A 13,374-nucleotide genomic window follows, 5' to 3' on the forward strand; every position below is an offset into this window, starting at 1 on the left:
CGTGGCGCTGGCAAGACGGCGCGCCGACCGCCGCATCGACTACTGGCCGGGTTTCGTCGACGCCTTGTCGACGCTGCTTCTGGCGATCATGTTCCTGCTCACCGTCTTCGTGCTGGCGCAGTTCCTGCTCAGCCGCGAGATCTCCGGCAAGGACACCGTGCTCAACCGTCTCAACTCGCAGATCAACGAGCTGACCCAGTTGCTCGCGCTGGAGCGCTCGAACAGCCAGGACAAGGAGGATACGCTCGCCAACCTGCAGGCATCGCTGTCGGCGGCGCAGGCCGAAAAGAGCCGCCTCGAGCAATTGCTGGCGCAGGGCGCCGGCGCCGGCGACGCGGCCAACAAGCGGGCGGACCAGCTTTCCGGCGAGCTCAGCAACCAGCGCCAGATCAGCCAGCAGGCGCTGAGCCAGGTCGAGATCCTCAACCAGCAGATCGCGGCGCTGCGCAAGCAGATCGGCGCGCTCGAAGACGCTCTTAACGTCTCCGAGCAGCGCGACCGCGACTCCAACACCAAGATCGCCGATCTCGGCCGCCGTCTGAACGTGGCGCTGGCGCAGCGCGTCCAGGAGCTCAACCGCTACCGCTCCGACTTCTTCGGTCGGTTGCGCGAGATCCTCGCCGACCGTGAGAACATCCGCATCGTCGGCGACCGTTTCGTCTTCCAGTCGGAGGTGCTGTTTCCGACCGGCTCCGACGAAATCAACGACGCCGGCAAGGTCGAGATGAAGAAGCTCGCCGACGCCATCATCGAATTGCAGAAGGAAATCCCGCCGGAGATCAGCTGGGTGCTGCGCGTCGACGGCCACACCGACAACAAGCCGCTGTCCGGCACCGGCCGCTATCGCGACAACTGGGAACTGTCGACCGCGCGCGCCACCTCGGTGGTGAAGTTTCTGATCGAGAACGGCGTGCCGGCCAACCGGCTGGTGGCCGCCGGCTTCGGCGAGTTCCAGCCACTCGACCCCGCCGACACCGACGAGGCGCGCAGCAAGAACCGCCGCATTGAACTGAAGCTCACCGAACGGTGATCCATTATCACACCAAGTCACGGGAAGTTGTTTGTCGGCTGAATACTTAGAGTACCAAGTCCCGCCGGCAAGTCCTGAAAACATTACCATCGGCAATCGACGCACCTAATTTGCCGCGCAGGGCCGGGGACCGCCGGCGATGCCTCCCATCGCGACGCGACGGAACCGGACGGCCCGCAAAGGTCGGAAGGCAATGCGGCAGGGCCGCAGCCTTCCCTATCGGAGGATGCGCCGCCATGCGCGCTTCAACATCTCTCAAGACTATGACTCTGGCTGCCGCGTTGATCGCGGCCCCGCTCGCCGGCGCCTATGCGGCCGGACACCACAAGGGGGCTCTCGACGCGACCCCTACGGCCGATTTCGTCGGCCCCCGCGCGGCCGGTCTTATCGATCAGGTCCAAGGCGTGGATCAGGGCATCACCGATGCCCGGCAGGCAAACAACATTTCGGCTTCCGAGGCGCAGCAACTGCACATGCGCGCCGCTCGCATCAGCCAGGCCGCGGAGCATGTCGCGGCTTCTGATCACGGCCGGATCCCGTCCGCGCAATACCATGAACTGCTGCGCCGCCTCGACAATGTCGACCAGAGGCTGATGAACGACACCGGCAGCGGCTTCATGATAGGCGACGGCGACGACGGCGGGAATTACCCGAACGGTTGACCACCAGGGAAGGGACCACCTGGCGCCCGCGGGACCTGGCCCAGAGGGCGTCCTTTTTCGATCGCGTATCGCTTTGGTTATAGGCCGAGCCAAAGCGCGAGGATCGCAAGCACTGCCGGAACCGTCTGAACAAAGAGAATCTTGCGGCCGACAGTTGCCGCGCCGTAGAGGCCGGCTGTCGCGACGCACAGCAGGAAGAACATCTTGACCTGAAAGCCCGCAGTGCCGAGGTAGAGACCCCATATCAGGCCCGCGGCGAGAAAGCCGTTATAGAGCCCCTGATTGGCGGCGAGCACCTTCGAGGCGCTAGCGAATTCCGGCGTCAGTCCGAACGCCTTGCGACCGCGCGGCGTGTCCCAAAGCACCATCTCCAGATAGACGATGTAGCAATGGATCAGCGCCACCAGCCCGACCAGGATATTGCCGATCATCGTCCCCTCCAGCGGCTTGTTCCCGGCATTGATCACGCAGCCGCCCCACAAGGCAAGACCACTGGTTCCATCCCGGCCGATCAGGGTTGCCAAGCGCGGTGCGTTGGTATCTTTTCGCGCCAGCCACATTGAAGCTGGGTATCCATCATGTCCTTCCAGAAACTCGACGACCTCGGCCACAAGCTCGAAGCGCTGGAGCATGCTTTGGCCATACTCGGCGCCGACGAGGCGACGCATATGGCGGTTGGCGGCGGCGAGAAACGCGCCGAGGCGATGTCCTCGCTGGCCGGCATGTTGCATCGCCAGGCGACCGCGCCGGAGATCGGCGACTGGATTTCGGCCGCCGAAGCCGAGCCGCTCAGCGAGGAACAGCAGGCGGCGGTCAGGGAACTGCGCCGGCAATACACCAACCTCACCTGCCTGCCGGCCGAGTTTGTCGAACGCCAGACGGTAGCGCGCATGCGCTCCGAGCAGCTCTGGCGGAGCTTGCGCGCCAGGAACGACTGGGCGGGCTTCCTGCCGGCACTGGAAGGCGTCGTGGCCCTGGTGCGGGAAGAGGCGGCGCTGCGCGCCGACGCGCTCGGCCTCGCCCCCTATGACGCGCTGATGGAGCAGTATGATCCCGGCAACCGCGCCGCCGACATCACGCCGGTGTTTGCCGAGCTGAAGGTCTTTCTCAAGGACTTCCTGCCGCATGCGCTGGCCGTGCAGGATGCGCGATTGGCGAAGCACCCATTGAAGCCGCTGTCAGGCAGCTATGCCGTCGACCGCCAGCGCGAGCTCGGCCTTGCCATGATGGCGGCCGTCGGCTTCGACCTCACCCATGGCTCGCTGTCGGTATCGCACCATCCCTTCTGCGGCGGCGTGCCGACCGATGTGCGCATCACCACCCGCTACAAGACCTCCGATTTCCTGTCGGCGCTGATGGGCGTGCTGCACGAGACCGGTCATGCGCTCTACGAGCAGAACCTGCCGAAGGCCTGGTCGCATTGGCCGCTCGGCAAGGCGCGCGGCATGGCCGTGCATGAGAGCCAGAGCCTGTTCGTCGAAAAGCAGGTCGGCCGCAACCCCGCCTTCTGGCGCTGGGCTTTGCCGATGGTCGAAAGACATCTCGGCGAAGCCTGGTCGCTCGTCGACATCCTGCCGCATGTCCACCATGTCGAGCGCGGCCTGATCCGCGTCGACGCCGACGAGGTCACCTATCCGCTGCATGTCATCCTGCGCTACGAACTCGAGCAGGAGCTGGTGTCCGGCCGGCTGGAAGCCGCCGACCTCCCCGAGGCATGGGACGTCAAGATGCGCGACTATCTCGGCCTCTCGACCATCGACAACCCGGCCGAGGGGCCGATGCAGGACGTGCACTGGCCGGGCGCCGCTTTCGGCTATTTCCCCTCCTACACGTTGGGCGCCATGATGGCGGCGCAGCAATGGGCGGCTTTGACCAGGGAGCACCCGTCCGCCGACGAGGACCTTGCCAAGGGCGATTTCAGCGCCATCAACGAGTGGCGTCGCGCAAAGATCTGGTCGCAGGGCTCGCGCTGGTCGACGCCCGAGCTGCTCGAGCGCGCCACTGGCGAGAAGCTGAACGCCGCTTACTTCACGGAGCATCTGCGCTGGCGGTACGGAGCCTCATAGACCGACCCCGGCGGCAATGGCCGCTCATTTGCGTACCATTTCGTACTACTGTATGTTATGATTGGGAGGTGCGCAGATGAACGCTTCAGGTCCCAAGGAACGCGCAACGTTTTCGATCGACAGCACGATCAAGGAGACGCTTGAAAGCCAGATTCCGAAAAGCAAGCGATCCCGCTTTGTCGAAGAGGCGATCGCGAAGGCATTGAAGGACGCCGCGAAAGAACGCGCTCTGAAAATGATCCGGGAATTCAAGTCGACCTCGACCGGCGGCGAAGACTCCACCGACGTGCTGCGCAGAATTCGCCAGGAAATGGACGGCCGGCCGGTGGATATCCTCGAAGGCCGCAAAAAGTGATCATCGTCGACGCGTCGATCTTCATCAAACTCTTTCGGGATGAGGATGACAGCGAACAGGCTCGAAATCTGTTCGCGAAGAACATTGCAGATGGCCGCGCCATAGCCGCTCCCGGCATCCTGCTTTACGAGGCGCTATCGACTGCGCTCCATTATGAGCAATCCTTTGTCATGGTCGCAAAGCTCATCGCCGGATTGCGCGAAGGCGGTTTCGAGCTTCTGGAGCCGGATATGGACGAACTGGCCAAAACACAGGAGATGGCGACGCAGCTCAGTCCGGCTGGCGGCTATCCGACGCTCAACGATTGCGTTTACCACGCCATCGCCATCAATCGCGCTGCAACGTTGGTAACAGCCGACCGGCGGCATTTTGCCAAAACAAAACACTTGGGCCGCATCACTCTACTCGCCGACTGGCGACCAGGCTGACACATTTCTACTCCGCCGCGCCTTTGAACGCGTCGGCGCCTGCCTCGAACTGCAGCTTGGCGAGCCGCGCGTAGATGCCGCCCTTGGCGACAAGGCTCTGATGCGTGCCTTCCTCGACGATGCGGCCGCCCTCCATGACCAGGATGCGGTCGGCCTTGAGCACCGTCGCCAGTCGGTGCGCGATGACGATGGTGGTGCGCCCGCGCATCAGCCGCTCCAGCGCCCGTTGCACCAGGGTCTCGCTTTCGGCGTCGAGCGCCGAGGTCGCCTCGTCGAGCAGGAGGATCGGCGCGTCGCGCAAGATGGCGCGGGCAGTCGCGATGCGCTGGCGCTGGCCGCCCGACAGTGTCACGCCGCGCTCCCCGACCTGGCTGTCATAGCTGTTGCCCAGTCTGGCGATGAATTCATCGGCAAGCGCGGCCTTGGCGGCGGCCTCGATCTCGGCGTCGCCGGCGCCCTGCCGGCCGAAGCCGATATTGTCGCGCACGCTTGCCGCGAAGATGGTGACGTCCTGTGGCACGATCGCGATGCGTTGACGGATGGCGGCCGGGTCGGCCTCGCGCAGATTGACGCCGTCGATGGCGACGCGCCCGGTCTCGGGATCGTAGAAGCGCAGGATCAGCGAGAAGACAGTGCTTTTGCCGGCGCCCGAAGGCCCGACGATCGCCACCGTCTCGCCGGGCTTAACCTGGAAGCTCAGGCCATGCACGGCGGCGCGGTCCGGCCGCGCCGGATAGGAGAAGGAGACGTCGTCGAAGCTGATCGCGCCCTTGGCCGTGGCCGGCAGCGCGACGGGATCGACCGGCCGTTGGATCGTCGGCGTCTCGGCCAGGATCTCGGTCAGCCGCTCGGCGGCGCCCGCCGCCTGCGACAGCTCGCTCCACACTTCCGACAAGGCGCCGAGCGCGCCGGCGGCGAACACCGAATAGAGCAGAAACTGGCTGAGCGTGCCGGGCGACAGCGTGCCGGCAAGCACGTCGCGCGAGCCGAACCACAGCACCGCCACCACCGAGGAAAATATCATGAAGATGGCGAAGAAGGTCAGGAAGGAGCGCGCGAACACCGAGGCCCGCGCCGCTTCGAAGGCCGCGTCGACGGCGGCCGCGAAGCGGCCGGTGACCAGCTTCTCGTTGGTGAAGGCCTGCAGCGTGCGCACAGCGCCGATCTGCTCGCTGGCGTAGGCGGTGGCCTCCGCGAGCGTATCCTGCGCTTGCCGGGACTTGCGCCGCACCGAGCGGCCGAAAGCGACCAGCGGCAGCACGATCAGCGGAATGGCCGCGATCACCAGGCCGGAAAGCTTCGGGCTGGTGACGACCATCATCGCCACCGCGCCGAGGCCCAGGATGACATTGCGCAGCGCGACCGAGGCGGTGGCGCCGACCGCCGACTTCACCTGCGTGGTGTCGGCGGCGAGCCGCGATACGATCTCGCCCGAATGCGTGCGATCGAAAAAGGCGGGCGACAGCGTCGTGACATGGGCAAAAACGTCGCGGCGGATGTCGGCGACGACGCGCTCGCCGAGCGTGATCACAAAATAGTAGCGGCTGGCAGAGGCGGCGGCGAGCAGCGCCGCCATCGCCACCAGCGCGGCGAAATATTCAGCGATGAAGGTGGAGCCCGAGGCCTGGAAACCGTGATCGATCATGCGCCGCACGGCCATCGGCAGGGCAAGCGTCGTCACCGCCGCCACGACCAGCGAGATGATCGCGCCGACCGCCAGTTTCCGGTAGCGCGTGATATAGGGGAAAAGGTTTCTCAGCGGCCGGACCGAGCGCCTGCGCTGGTCTCCACTGGCACCGATATCCGCCATGAGCGTTTCCTCTGGCCGCTGGTCAACACCGCGCTTCAATATGCGCTTGCCGCGGCCTTGTGATTCAATTCCGGCTGATGTATAGGCTCGCCGACCGTTTTAGAAGCCGTGGCTTTTCATTAGCTGCGGCTTCGAGTTTTAAAAAGGGGCGCATCGACGCAGGCCATTGGCCCGTCACCGGCGCCGGCAAGCCAGGACATAAGACAATGAAGGCCGATATCCATCCCGACTACCACACCATCAAGGTCGTCATGACCGACGGCACCGAATACCTGACCCGTTCGACCTGGGGCAAGGAAGGCGACACGATGAACCTCGACATCGACCCGACCACGCACCCGGCATGGACGGGCGGCCAGCAGACCCTGCTCGACCGCGGCGGCCGCCTGTCGAAGTTCAAGAAGCGCTTCGAGGGTTTCGGCCTCTAACCCGGATACGCCCGCAGGATTTGAAAAACCCGCCTTCGAGGCGGGTTTTTTGTTTTCTTCCTTCTCCCCGTTCAACGGGGAGAAGGTGCCCGAAGGGCGGATGAGGGGCAGCGCCGGCGTCGGCAAGCTGACCATCAGCAACAACAGAAATACATCAGAGAAATTCGGTGACAGTGCACTTTTCATAGGCCGGCGCTGCCCCTCACCTGCCTGCCGGCATCCTCTCCCCGTATAGTGACGGGGAGAGGGGACGCTCTCGCCGGCGATTTCGCCAATCGCGTACGCTGCGAGGAGGAAGGCCGCTACTCCCCCACCAACTCCCGCAGCGCCATGCGCCTGTAGGCCTCAACCAACCTGTCACCCTCCTCCCGATCGACCGAGATCGCCAGTCGCACGGCCGCCTCGCCCATCTGCCAGACGAGGAAGGCCGTCGTCTCCAGTTCGACCGGATCGGCATCGGACCTCAGCCGCTTCAGCACCGCGACCAAAAATTCGGCATTGGCTCGGCTGTCGGCGAGCTCGAGCGAGCGCAGGGCCTTGTCGACCTGCGTGCCCGACCAGACGTCGCGTATAACCGGCTCGGCCAGGAACAGCTGATAGTAGATGTCGACCAGCTCTGAAAACGCCTGCTTCAGTCCTTCGGCGTCCCTGACATCTTTCAGCGCCGCCGAGATGCAGGCCTGGCTCTCGGCGGTGTAGCGCTCGGCCAGCGCCCAGACGATCGCCCGCTTGTCCGGAAAGAACTGGTAGAGCGAGCCGATCGACACCCCTGCCCGCTCCGCCACCTCGCCCATCCGCATCGCATCGCTGCCCTGCTCGGCAATCAGCGCCGAGGCGGCGGCAAGCATGCGCTCGACCCGCTCGCGGCTGCGCTGCTGGCTCGGCGACCGGCGCGGCGAGCCGATGATGGCCTGATCCGGCTTGGCGGTGACTTTCTCGTCCATGGCTTCCTCCAGGCGATTCTCCAACACCAGCTTGACTTACAAAATACGAGGGTTTATCACGTTTTGCAAATGTGAGGATTTATCACATTTGCAGACCAACCGACATCTGGAGCCAACTGAGATGATGAAACTTCTCCCCACCCTCACCTTCATCGCCGCGATCGGCTCCGGCGTGGTCGGCGGCGTGTTCTTCGCCTTTTCCAATTTCGTCATGGCGGCACTCGCGCGGCTGCCCGTCCCAAGCGGCATCGCGGCGATGAATTCGATCAATGTCACGGTGATCACGCCGACCTTCATGACGGCGCTGTTCGGCACCGGCGTCATCTGCCTGGTGTTGATTGCCGCCGCTCTCTTCGGCTGGAGCCAGTCGGGCTCATACTGGCTGCTTGCCGGCGCGGTGATCTATTTCGTCGGCAACCCGATCGTGACCATGGTCATCAACGTTCCGCTCAACGACGCTTTAGCCGCCGTCGATCCGCAGAGCGCCAACGGCGCCGCCGTCTGGGCGAACCATCTGAGCCAATGGGTGATGTGGAACCACGTCCGCACCGTCACCGCTATCGTGTCGATGGCCTGCTTCATCATGGCTTTGATCTGAGATACGCGGCCGCAATGCTAAAGACCCCGCCTCAGGCGGGGTCGGTCTTCTTGTGGGTTTTGCGGTCAGCATGGCCGAGATCCCGATCCGGATCGATGACGTCGCGGACCAGCTGCTTCAGCTTCGCCGCATCCGGAAAGCCGCCGTCGCGCTTACGGTCCCAGATCAGCTGATCGTTGCAGGAAATGGTGAAGATGCCGCCGGTGCCCGGCACCAGCGTCACCTCGCCGAGATCGGTGCCGAAGGTGGAAAGCAGCTCCTGCGCCATCCAGCCGGCACGCAACAGCCATTGGCATTGCGTGCAATAGGTGATGCGGATGACGGGAAGCGGCTTGTCGGTCATACGAGATTGAGCTTCGCTCATATCGGATCGCGTTGCCGGTCAGGCCGCGCTGAGCTTGGCCATCGTCTCGTCGTCGACCTCGAAATTGGCGTAGACGCTCTGCACGTCGTCGTCATCCTCGAGGGTGGCGACCAGCTTCATCAGCGACTGCGCCCGCTCTTCGTCGACCGGGACGTTGTTCTGCGGCTGCCAGATCGCCTTGACCGATTCAGCCTCGCCGAGCGCCGCTTCTAGCGATTTCGACACGTCGCCGAGACTTTCGAAGCTGCAATAGATGGTGTGGCCTTCCTCGTCGGACTCGACATCGTCGGCGCCGGCCTCGATCGCGGCTTCCATCACCTTGTCGGCGCTGCCGGCCGAAGCCGGATAGTAGATTTCGCCGACGCGGTTCCACATGAAGGACACCGAGCCGGTTTCGCCGAGCGCCCCGCCGGCCTTGGTGAAGGCGGCGCGCACATTGGATGCCGAGCGATTGCGGTTGTCGGTCAGCGCCTCGACGATCAGCGCCACGCCGCCCGGGCCATAGCCCTCGTAGCGCACGGCTTCGTAGTTCTCGCCGTCGCCCGCGGAAGCCTTGTTGATGGCGCGCTGGATGTTGTCCTTCGGCATCGACACGGCCTTGGCGTTCTGCACCGCAAGGCGAAGCCTCGGGTTCATCGCCGGGTCCGGCGTGCCGGTCTTGGCCGCGACAGTGATTTCGCGCGCCAGCTTGGAAAACATTTTCGACCGCACCGCGTCCTGACGGCCCTTGCGGTGCATGATGTTCTTAAATTGCGAATGGCCAGCCATGGCACCCCTGTCGTGTTCGGCTAGAGCACCGCGGAGCGAAATGGGATCACCTCGCCATCCGCAAATTGCTCGAATTCAAATTTTCAGAACGCTCCAGGCATGCCTGCGAAGGCACACGGCGCTCTCTGTCGGAATGGCCGGCTTATAGATAAATCGGCTCAATTCGTCCAGACGCGCCGTAACTCCGGCGCCGGAGAGGCCGCTCAGCTCTCAAGGTCGGACTTCAGCCGGTCGAGAATGCTGATCGCATGGCCGGCATACTGGCTGATCCAGCGATCGTGGATCTGCTTGATCGGCAAGGCATTGAGATGGTTCCAACGCTCGCGTCCCTCGCGCCTCGCAATCACCAGGTCGGCCTCCTCCAGCACTTTCAGATGCATCATCACCGTGCAGCGGTCCATGTCCGGGAACGCCTCGCAAAGCGCGCCGGTGGTCTGCGGCTGATCCTTCAGGCGATCCAGCAATTCGCGCCGGCGCGGATGCGCCAAGGCCTTGAAAACATGGTCGTCCGCGGTTTGGCTTGACATGTTATGTTTTTATAACATATTGTTCCACTGAGCAAGGAAGGAGCTGTGGATATGTCCCTTGGATTCAGGATTTCCGGGCGCATCGGCAAACCGGTCGCCGAGGTCTTCGACGCCGTCGTCAACCCGACGAAGCTCAGCGGGTATTTTACGACGCTTGGCGGCGCCGCGGCGCCGCTGGTCCCCGGCACCACGGTCACATGGTGGAAGACCGTGCCCGTCGAGGTCGATGAAGTGGTGCCCAACGAGCGCATCGTGCTGCGCTGGGATGGCGGCGGCCCCGGCGTTGTACCGGCTTACAAGACCACGATCGAAATGAGCTTCGAAGCCCTGGATGACGGTGGCACCTTCGTCACCATTGCCGAAAGCGGATGGCGCGAGGACGAGGCCGGCCGCAAATCATCCTACGGCAATTGCGAGGGCTGGTCGCAGATGCTGTCATGCATGAAAGCTTACGTGGAGTACGGCATCAATCTGCGTGAAGGGTTCTACCCCAGCGAAATGCGCGGTGAACTGCCGACGTCGGAAAGCAAATGATCCTGCGGCGGGAGCGACAGCCGCACGCTGCCGCCCTCGTTGCCACCATCAATGCCCGCCGCCCGACCCCTGCTTCTTGCGATTCCGCGCCAGCATGTTGAGACCCTCGACCAGCGCCGAAAAGCCCATGGCGGCGTAGATGTAGCCCTTCGGCACGTGATAGCCCATGCCGTCGGCGATCAGCGTCATGCCGATCATCAGCAGGAAGCCCAGCGCCAGCATGACGATGGAGGGGTTCCTGGCGATGAAATTGGCAAGCGGCGTCGCCGCCAGCATCATGACGCTCACCGCCACGATCACGGCGATATACATGATGGCGATCTCGTCGGTCATGCCGACGGCGGTGATGATGGAATCGATCGAGAAGACGAGGTCCAGCAGCAGGATCTGGAAGATGGCGCCGGCAAGGCTCAGCTGCAGCGTACCCACCATCGTGTCCTGATGATCCTGCGGGTCGACAGTGTGATGGATTTCCCTGGTCGCCTTCCAGACCAGGAACAGGCCGCCGGCGATCAGGATCAGGTCGCGCCAGGAAAATCCGTGGCCGAAGGCGGTGAACACCGGCGTCGTCAGCTGCACGATGATCGAGATCGTGGCGAGCAGGATGAGGCGCATGACCAGCGCCGCCGAGATGCCCAGCCGGCGGGCGCGGGCGCGCTGCGCTTCCGGCAGCTTGTTGGTAAGGATCGAGATGAAGATCAGATTGTCGATGCCGAGCACGATCTCGAGCACCACCAGTGTCAAAAGCGCAACCCAGGCGGTCGGGTCGGAAACAAAGGCAAAGTGCGGCGCCAGGAATTCGACAAGCTGCATGGAGGTCGTCCCCTCTACGATCTAGAGCAGTTTCGTCGCCAGTTAGGCACTGACCTCGCCTATATCAATGTCACGACCAGAAAGACGGCGCCGTTTCTTCCAGCCGAGGCCCGCGACGAAACGGCGCGATCCTTTCCGCAAGCCCGGTGCGGTCGGAAATATCGACGCCGACGCCGCAGAGAGTCGCCGGTCCAGTCGCCGCTTCGAAGCGCCCCTTCGGCACCTTGGAAAGAAACCGGTTGAGCGGCTCTTCCTTGTCCATGCCCAGCGAGGAATCGTAATCGCCGCACATGCCGGCGTCCGAGATATAGGCGGTGCCACCGTTGAGGATCTGATGATCGGCGGTCGGCTGATGCGTATGCGTTCCGACCACGAGGCTGGCGCGGCCGTCGACGAAATGCGCGAAGCACATCTTCTCCGAGGTCGCCTCGGCATGGAAATCGACGATCGCCGCATCGGCCTGCTCGCCGAGCGGACAGGCGGCCAACTCCCGCTCGCCGGCCTGGAACGGATCGTCCAGCTCCGGATGCATGAAGACGCGGCCCATGATGTTGGCGACCAGCACGCGCGCGCCGTTGCGGGCGATATAGACGCCAGAGCCGCGCCCGGGCGTGCCCTTGGGAAAATTGGAGGGCCGCAGGAAGCGCTCCTCGCGCGGCGCGAAGATCAACGCGTCGCGCTGGTCCCAGACATGGTTGCCGGTGGTGACGACATCCGCGCCGGCAGCGAGCGTCTCGCGAAAGATCTCCTCGGTGATGCCGAAGCCGCCGGCGGCATTCTCGCCATTGACGATGACGAAGTCGAGCCTGAAGTCGGAGATCAGCCCCGGCAGCTGTTCCCATACCGCCGTGCGTCCTGTTTTGCCAACCATGTCGCCAAGAAAGAGAAGTCTCATGCGGCGCTACGCGTACCGAGCGCCCGCGACACCGTTTCCGGCTCCTTGGCGATGACCTGCAAATAGGCCTGTGCCGCCTGATCCGGCTCGGTCCTGCCCTGCTCCCAGTCTCTAAGCGTGCCGAGCGGAATGCGATAGCGGATGGAAAATTCCTCCTGGGTAAGATGCAAAGCCCGACGGATCACCTTGACGCGCGCGACAGATGCCACTCCCGGCCGATCCGTGTCGAGCGGAGGATTGTCCTTGTCCGCCAAGGCGCCAGCCTCCGCCTCCGCGTCGCTCATGGCGCGCAGACGATCCCAATCGGATTCAGTCCCGGCGTGCTTGGTCATATGCTTTCTGCTCATGGCGCGTCGCCTTTCTGGCGGAGATCAGTCTTATTCGGTCGCCGCGCTCGGTGTAAACCACTGTCAGCACCAATCCATTGACGATACCGATGCCGATGAAGCGCTCCTCTTCGTAGTCCATGGAACGATCCGAATAATACTGGGCATGGATGTCGTCGAACAGGCGCTTGGCATCCGCAAATGCCACACCGTGCTTGGCAAGATTGCTTGCTGCTTTGTCGTCATCCCACTCGAACTCAAGCATTGCGGACTACTGGATTTCAGTAGTATTCGCCAGACGAACGCCAACGTCAAGCCGCACCATGGCGTCCTCGCAACCAGAAGAACCAGATGTAGAACAAGGTGAACCCACCGGTGACGGCGAGCAGCAGCAGCCCGCCGCGCCAGCCTTTCATCGCGGCCGTGTCGAGGCTCGATGGATCGGCAGGGTCATAGTAAAATTCTATCCTGTCGCCCTTGGCCGCCTTGTAGAGACCGATGTCCTTGTCCTTGCCGGACCATGTCATCGGCGCGTCATTGGCAACATAGCTGACGGCGACATTGATGCCATCCGTGGTGAGACCGTTCGCCCGCGTTTCGCTGTAGGCGCTGACATCCGTTACGGTGGCGAGTGTCCGCTGCCAGGCAGCCTGGTGATGCAAGGTAGTTCCTATGATGTGCAACGACATCGAGAACAGTATCGCCGCGATCAGCGCGAAGGGCATCAGCAAATAGCGTGCAAGAAGGAACACCACGATCCCCGTCAGCTCGATTATAGCTGCAGGAACATAATCCGACGTGTCTTTGAAACGCGTTAAGCGGGTCG

The 13,374-nt window shown here is 63.4% G+C and carries 19 protein-coding genes; 8 read left to right on the top strand and 11 right to left on the bottom strand.

Features of this window, described 5'->3' with window-relative positions; genetic code table 11:
- Position 1: 1 nt before the first annotated feature.
- Entirely contained in the window at positions 2-1,030 is a 1,029-nt protein-coding gene (locus EJ068_RS11415) for a peptidoglycan -binding protein (protein WP_127249611.1), read from the top strand.
- A 236-nt stretch (positions 1,031-1,266) separates the two neighbouring features.
- Positions 1,267-1,692: a hypothetical protein gene (locus tag EJ068_RS11420; protein WP_127249612.1), complete on the top strand. Its 426-nt coding sequence runs from the start codon at positions 1,267-1,269 to the stop codon at positions 1,690-1,692.
- Between the two features lie 77 nt (positions 1,693-1,769).
- On the opposite strand, the gene EJ068_RS11425 is transcribed toward EJ068_RS11420, so the two are convergent.
- Positions 1,770-2,123, bottom strand: a complete 354-nt coding sequence (locus EJ068_RS11425) for a DUF1304 domain-containing protein (RefSeq protein WP_127249652.1) — start codon at positions 2,121-2,123, stop codon at positions 1,770-1,772.
- A 147-nt stretch (positions 2,124-2,270) separates the two neighbouring features.
- Here EJ068_RS11425 and EJ068_RS11430 point away from each other — a divergent pair, with 147 nt between their 5' ends.
- From EJ068_RS11430 to EJ068_RS11440, 3 genes are all read left to right on the top strand, one after another.
- Entirely contained in the window at positions 2,271-3,758 is a 1,488-nt protein-coding gene (locus EJ068_RS11430) for a carboxypeptidase M32 (RefSeq protein ID WP_127249613.1), read from the top strand.
- 61 nt (positions 3,759-3,819) lie between these two features.
- Positions 3,820-4,113: a hypothetical protein gene (locus EJ068_RS11435; RefSeq protein ID WP_126080733.1), complete on the top strand. Its 294-nt coding sequence runs from the start codon at positions 3,820-3,822 to the stop codon at positions 4,111-4,113.
- The gene (locus tag EJ068_RS11440; RefSeq protein WP_127249615.1) at positions 4,110-4,541 is read left to right on the top strand and encodes a type II toxin-antitoxin system VapC family toxin; all 432 of its coding nucleotides are present in this window, start codon (positions 4,110-4,112) and stop codon (positions 4,539-4,541) included. Before EJ068_RS11435 ends, EJ068_RS11440 begins: the two co-directional genes overlap by 4 nt.
- 7 nt (positions 4,542-4,548) lie before the next feature.
- On the opposite strand, the gene EJ068_RS11445 is transcribed toward EJ068_RS11440, so the two are convergent.
- The gene (locus EJ068_RS11445) at positions 4,549-6,351 is read right to left on the bottom strand and encodes an ABC transporter transmembrane domain-containing protein (RefSeq protein ID WP_127249616.1); all 1,803 of its coding nucleotides are present in this window, start codon (positions 6,349-6,351) and stop codon (positions 4,549-4,551) included.
- Positions 6,352-6,557: 206 nt separating this feature from the next.
- On the opposite strand from EJ068_RS11445, the gene rpmE reads away from it, so the two are divergent.
- On the top strand, positions 6,558-6,779 hold the full coding sequence (gene rpmE, locus EJ068_RS11450) for a 50S ribosomal protein L31 (protein ID WP_040974396.1): 222 nt from the start codon (positions 6,558-6,560) through the stop codon (positions 6,777-6,779).
- 302 nt (positions 6,780-7,081) lie between these two features.
- On the opposite strand, the gene EJ068_RS11455 is transcribed toward rpmE, so the two are convergent.
- Positions 7,082-7,723, bottom strand: a complete 642-nt coding sequence (locus tag EJ068_RS11455) for a TetR/AcrR family transcriptional regulator (protein ID WP_127249617.1) — start codon at positions 7,721-7,723, stop codon at positions 7,082-7,084.
- Positions 7,724-7,844: 121 nt separating this feature from the next.
- Here EJ068_RS11455 and EJ068_RS11460 point away from each other — a divergent pair, with 121 nt between their 5' ends.
- The gene (locus EJ068_RS11460; protein ID WP_127249618.1) at positions 7,845-8,321 is read left to right on the top strand and encodes a DUF1772 domain-containing protein; all 477 of its coding nucleotides are present in this window, start codon (positions 7,845-7,847) and stop codon (positions 8,319-8,321) included.
- Positions 8,322-8,352: 31 nt separating this feature from the next.
- Here the strand turns inward: EJ068_RS11460 and EJ068_RS11465 are convergent, their stop codons facing one another.
- The 3 genes from EJ068_RS11465 to EJ068_RS11475 all read right to left on the bottom strand — a co-directional run bounded on the left by EJ068_RS11465 (position 8,353) and on the right by EJ068_RS11475 (position 9,980).
- A complete protein-coding gene (locus EJ068_RS11465; protein ID WP_126080728.1) occupies positions 8,353-8,664 on the bottom strand; it encodes a SelT/SelW/SelH family protein in 312 nt (103 codons plus the stop codon).
- Positions 8,665-8,703: 39 nt separating this feature from the next.
- On the bottom strand, positions 8,704-9,453 hold the full coding sequence (locus tag EJ068_RS11470) for a YebC/PmpR family DNA-binding transcriptional regulator (RefSeq protein WP_127249619.1): 750 nt from the start codon (positions 9,451-9,453) through the stop codon (positions 8,704-8,706).
- A gap of 203 nt (positions 9,454-9,656) precedes the next feature.
- Positions 9,657-9,980, bottom strand: a complete 324-nt coding sequence (locus EJ068_RS11475) for a helix-turn-helix domain-containing protein (protein WP_127249620.1) — start codon at positions 9,978-9,980, stop codon at positions 9,657-9,659.
- Positions 9,981-10,031: 51 nt separating this feature from the next.
- Between EJ068_RS11475 and EJ068_RS11480 the strand changes: the two genes are divergently transcribed.
- Entirely contained in the window at positions 10,032-10,514 is a 483-nt protein-coding gene (locus tag EJ068_RS11480) for an SRPBCC domain-containing protein (protein ID WP_127249621.1), read from the top strand.
- A gap of 48 nt (positions 10,515-10,562) precedes the next feature.
- Here the strand turns inward: EJ068_RS11480 and EJ068_RS11485 are convergent, their stop codons facing one another.
- From EJ068_RS11485 to EJ068_RS11505, 5 genes are all read right to left on the bottom strand, one after another.
- Entirely contained in the window at positions 10,563-11,327 is a 765-nt protein-coding gene (locus tag EJ068_RS11485; RefSeq protein ID WP_127249622.1) for a TerC family protein, read from the bottom strand.
- A 70-nt stretch (positions 11,328-11,397) separates the two neighbouring features.
- Positions 11,398-12,222, bottom strand: a complete 825-nt coding sequence (locus tag EJ068_RS11490; protein ID WP_127249623.1) for a YmdB family metallophosphoesterase — start codon at positions 12,220-12,222, stop codon at positions 11,398-11,400.
- On the bottom strand, positions 12,219-12,506 hold the full coding sequence (locus EJ068_RS11495) for a transcriptional regulator (RefSeq protein WP_127249653.1): 288 nt from the start codon (positions 12,504-12,506) through the stop codon (positions 12,219-12,221). Before EJ068_RS11495 ends, EJ068_RS11490 begins: the two co-directional genes overlap by 4 nt.
- 25 nt (positions 12,507-12,531) lie before the next feature.
- Positions 12,532-12,813, bottom strand: a complete 282-nt coding sequence (locus EJ068_RS11500) for a BrnT family toxin (RefSeq protein WP_127249624.1) — start codon at positions 12,811-12,813, stop codon at positions 12,532-12,534.
- A gap of 46 nt (positions 12,814-12,859) precedes the next feature.
- Positions 12,860-13,300, bottom strand: coding sequence for a DUF3592 domain-containing protein (locus EJ068_RS11505; protein ID WP_127249625.1), 441 nt, complete (start codon positions 13,298-13,300; stop codon positions 12,860-12,862).
- Positions 13,301-13,374: the final 74 nt, after the last annotated feature.

This window comes from Mesorhizobium sp. M2A.F.Ca.ET.043.02.1.1 (assembly GCF_003952405.1).
In the GTDB taxonomy this organism is placed as follows: domain Bacteria; phylum Pseudomonadota; class Alphaproteobacteria; order Rhizobiales; family Rhizobiaceae; genus Mesorhizobium.

Excerpts from the sequence above, each read along its gene's own strand:
- EJ068_RS11420 (WP_127249612.1), top strand. The coding sequence starts at position 1,267 with ATGCGCGCTTCAACATCTCTCAAGACTATGACTCTGGCTGCCGCGTTG.
- EJ068_RS11425 (WP_127249652.1), bottom strand. The coding sequence starts at position 2,123 with ATGATCGGCAATATCCTGGTCGGGCTGGTGGCGCTGATCCATTGCTAC.
- EJ068_RS11430 (WP_127249613.1), top strand. The coding sequence starts at position 2,271 with ATGTCCTTCCAGAAACTCGACGACCTCGGCCACAAGCTCGAAGCGCTG.
- EJ068_RS11445 (WP_127249616.1), bottom strand. The coding sequence starts at position 6,351 with ATGGCGGATATCGGTGCCAGTGGAGACCAGCGCAGGCGCTCGGTCCGG.
- rpmE (WP_040974396.1), top strand. The coding sequence starts at position 6,558 with ATGAAGGCCGATATCCATCCCGACTACCACACCATCAAGGTCGTCATG.
- EJ068_RS11455 (WP_127249617.1), bottom strand. The coding sequence starts at position 7,723 with ATGGACGAGAAAGTCACCGCCAAGCCGGATCAGGCCATCATCGGCTCG.
- EJ068_RS11460 (WP_127249618.1), top strand. The coding sequence starts at position 7,845 with ATGATGAAACTTCTCCCCACCCTCACCTTCATCGCCGCGATCGGCTCC.
- EJ068_RS11465 (WP_126080728.1), bottom strand. The coding sequence starts at position 8,664 with ATGACCGACAAGCCGCTTCCCGTCATCCGCATCACCTATTGCACGCAA.
- EJ068_RS11470 (WP_127249619.1), bottom strand. The coding sequence starts at position 9,453 with ATGGCTGGCCATTCGCAATTTAAGAACATCATGCACCGCAAGGGCCGT.
- EJ068_RS11475 (WP_127249620.1), bottom strand. The coding sequence starts at position 9,980 with ATGTCAAGCCAAACCGCGGACGACCATGTTTTCAAGGCCTTGGCGCAT.
- EJ068_RS11480 (WP_127249621.1), top strand. The coding sequence starts at position 10,032 with ATGTCCCTTGGATTCAGGATTTCCGGGCGCATCGGCAAACCGGTCGCC.
- EJ068_RS11485 (WP_127249622.1), bottom strand. The coding sequence starts at position 11,327 with ATGCAGCTTGTCGAATTCCTGGCGCCGCACTTTGCCTTTGTTTCCGAC.
- EJ068_RS11490 (WP_127249623.1), bottom strand. The coding sequence starts at position 12,222 with ATGAGACTTCTCTTTCTTGGCGACATGGTTGGCAAAACAGGACGCACG.
- EJ068_RS11495 (WP_127249653.1), bottom strand. The coding sequence starts at position 12,506 with ATGAGCGACGCGGAGGCGGAGGCTGGCGCCTTGGCGGACAAGGACAAT.
- EJ068_RS11500 (WP_127249624.1), bottom strand. The coding sequence starts at position 12,813 with ATGCTTGAGTTCGAGTGGGATGACGACAAAGCAGCAAGCAATCTTGCC.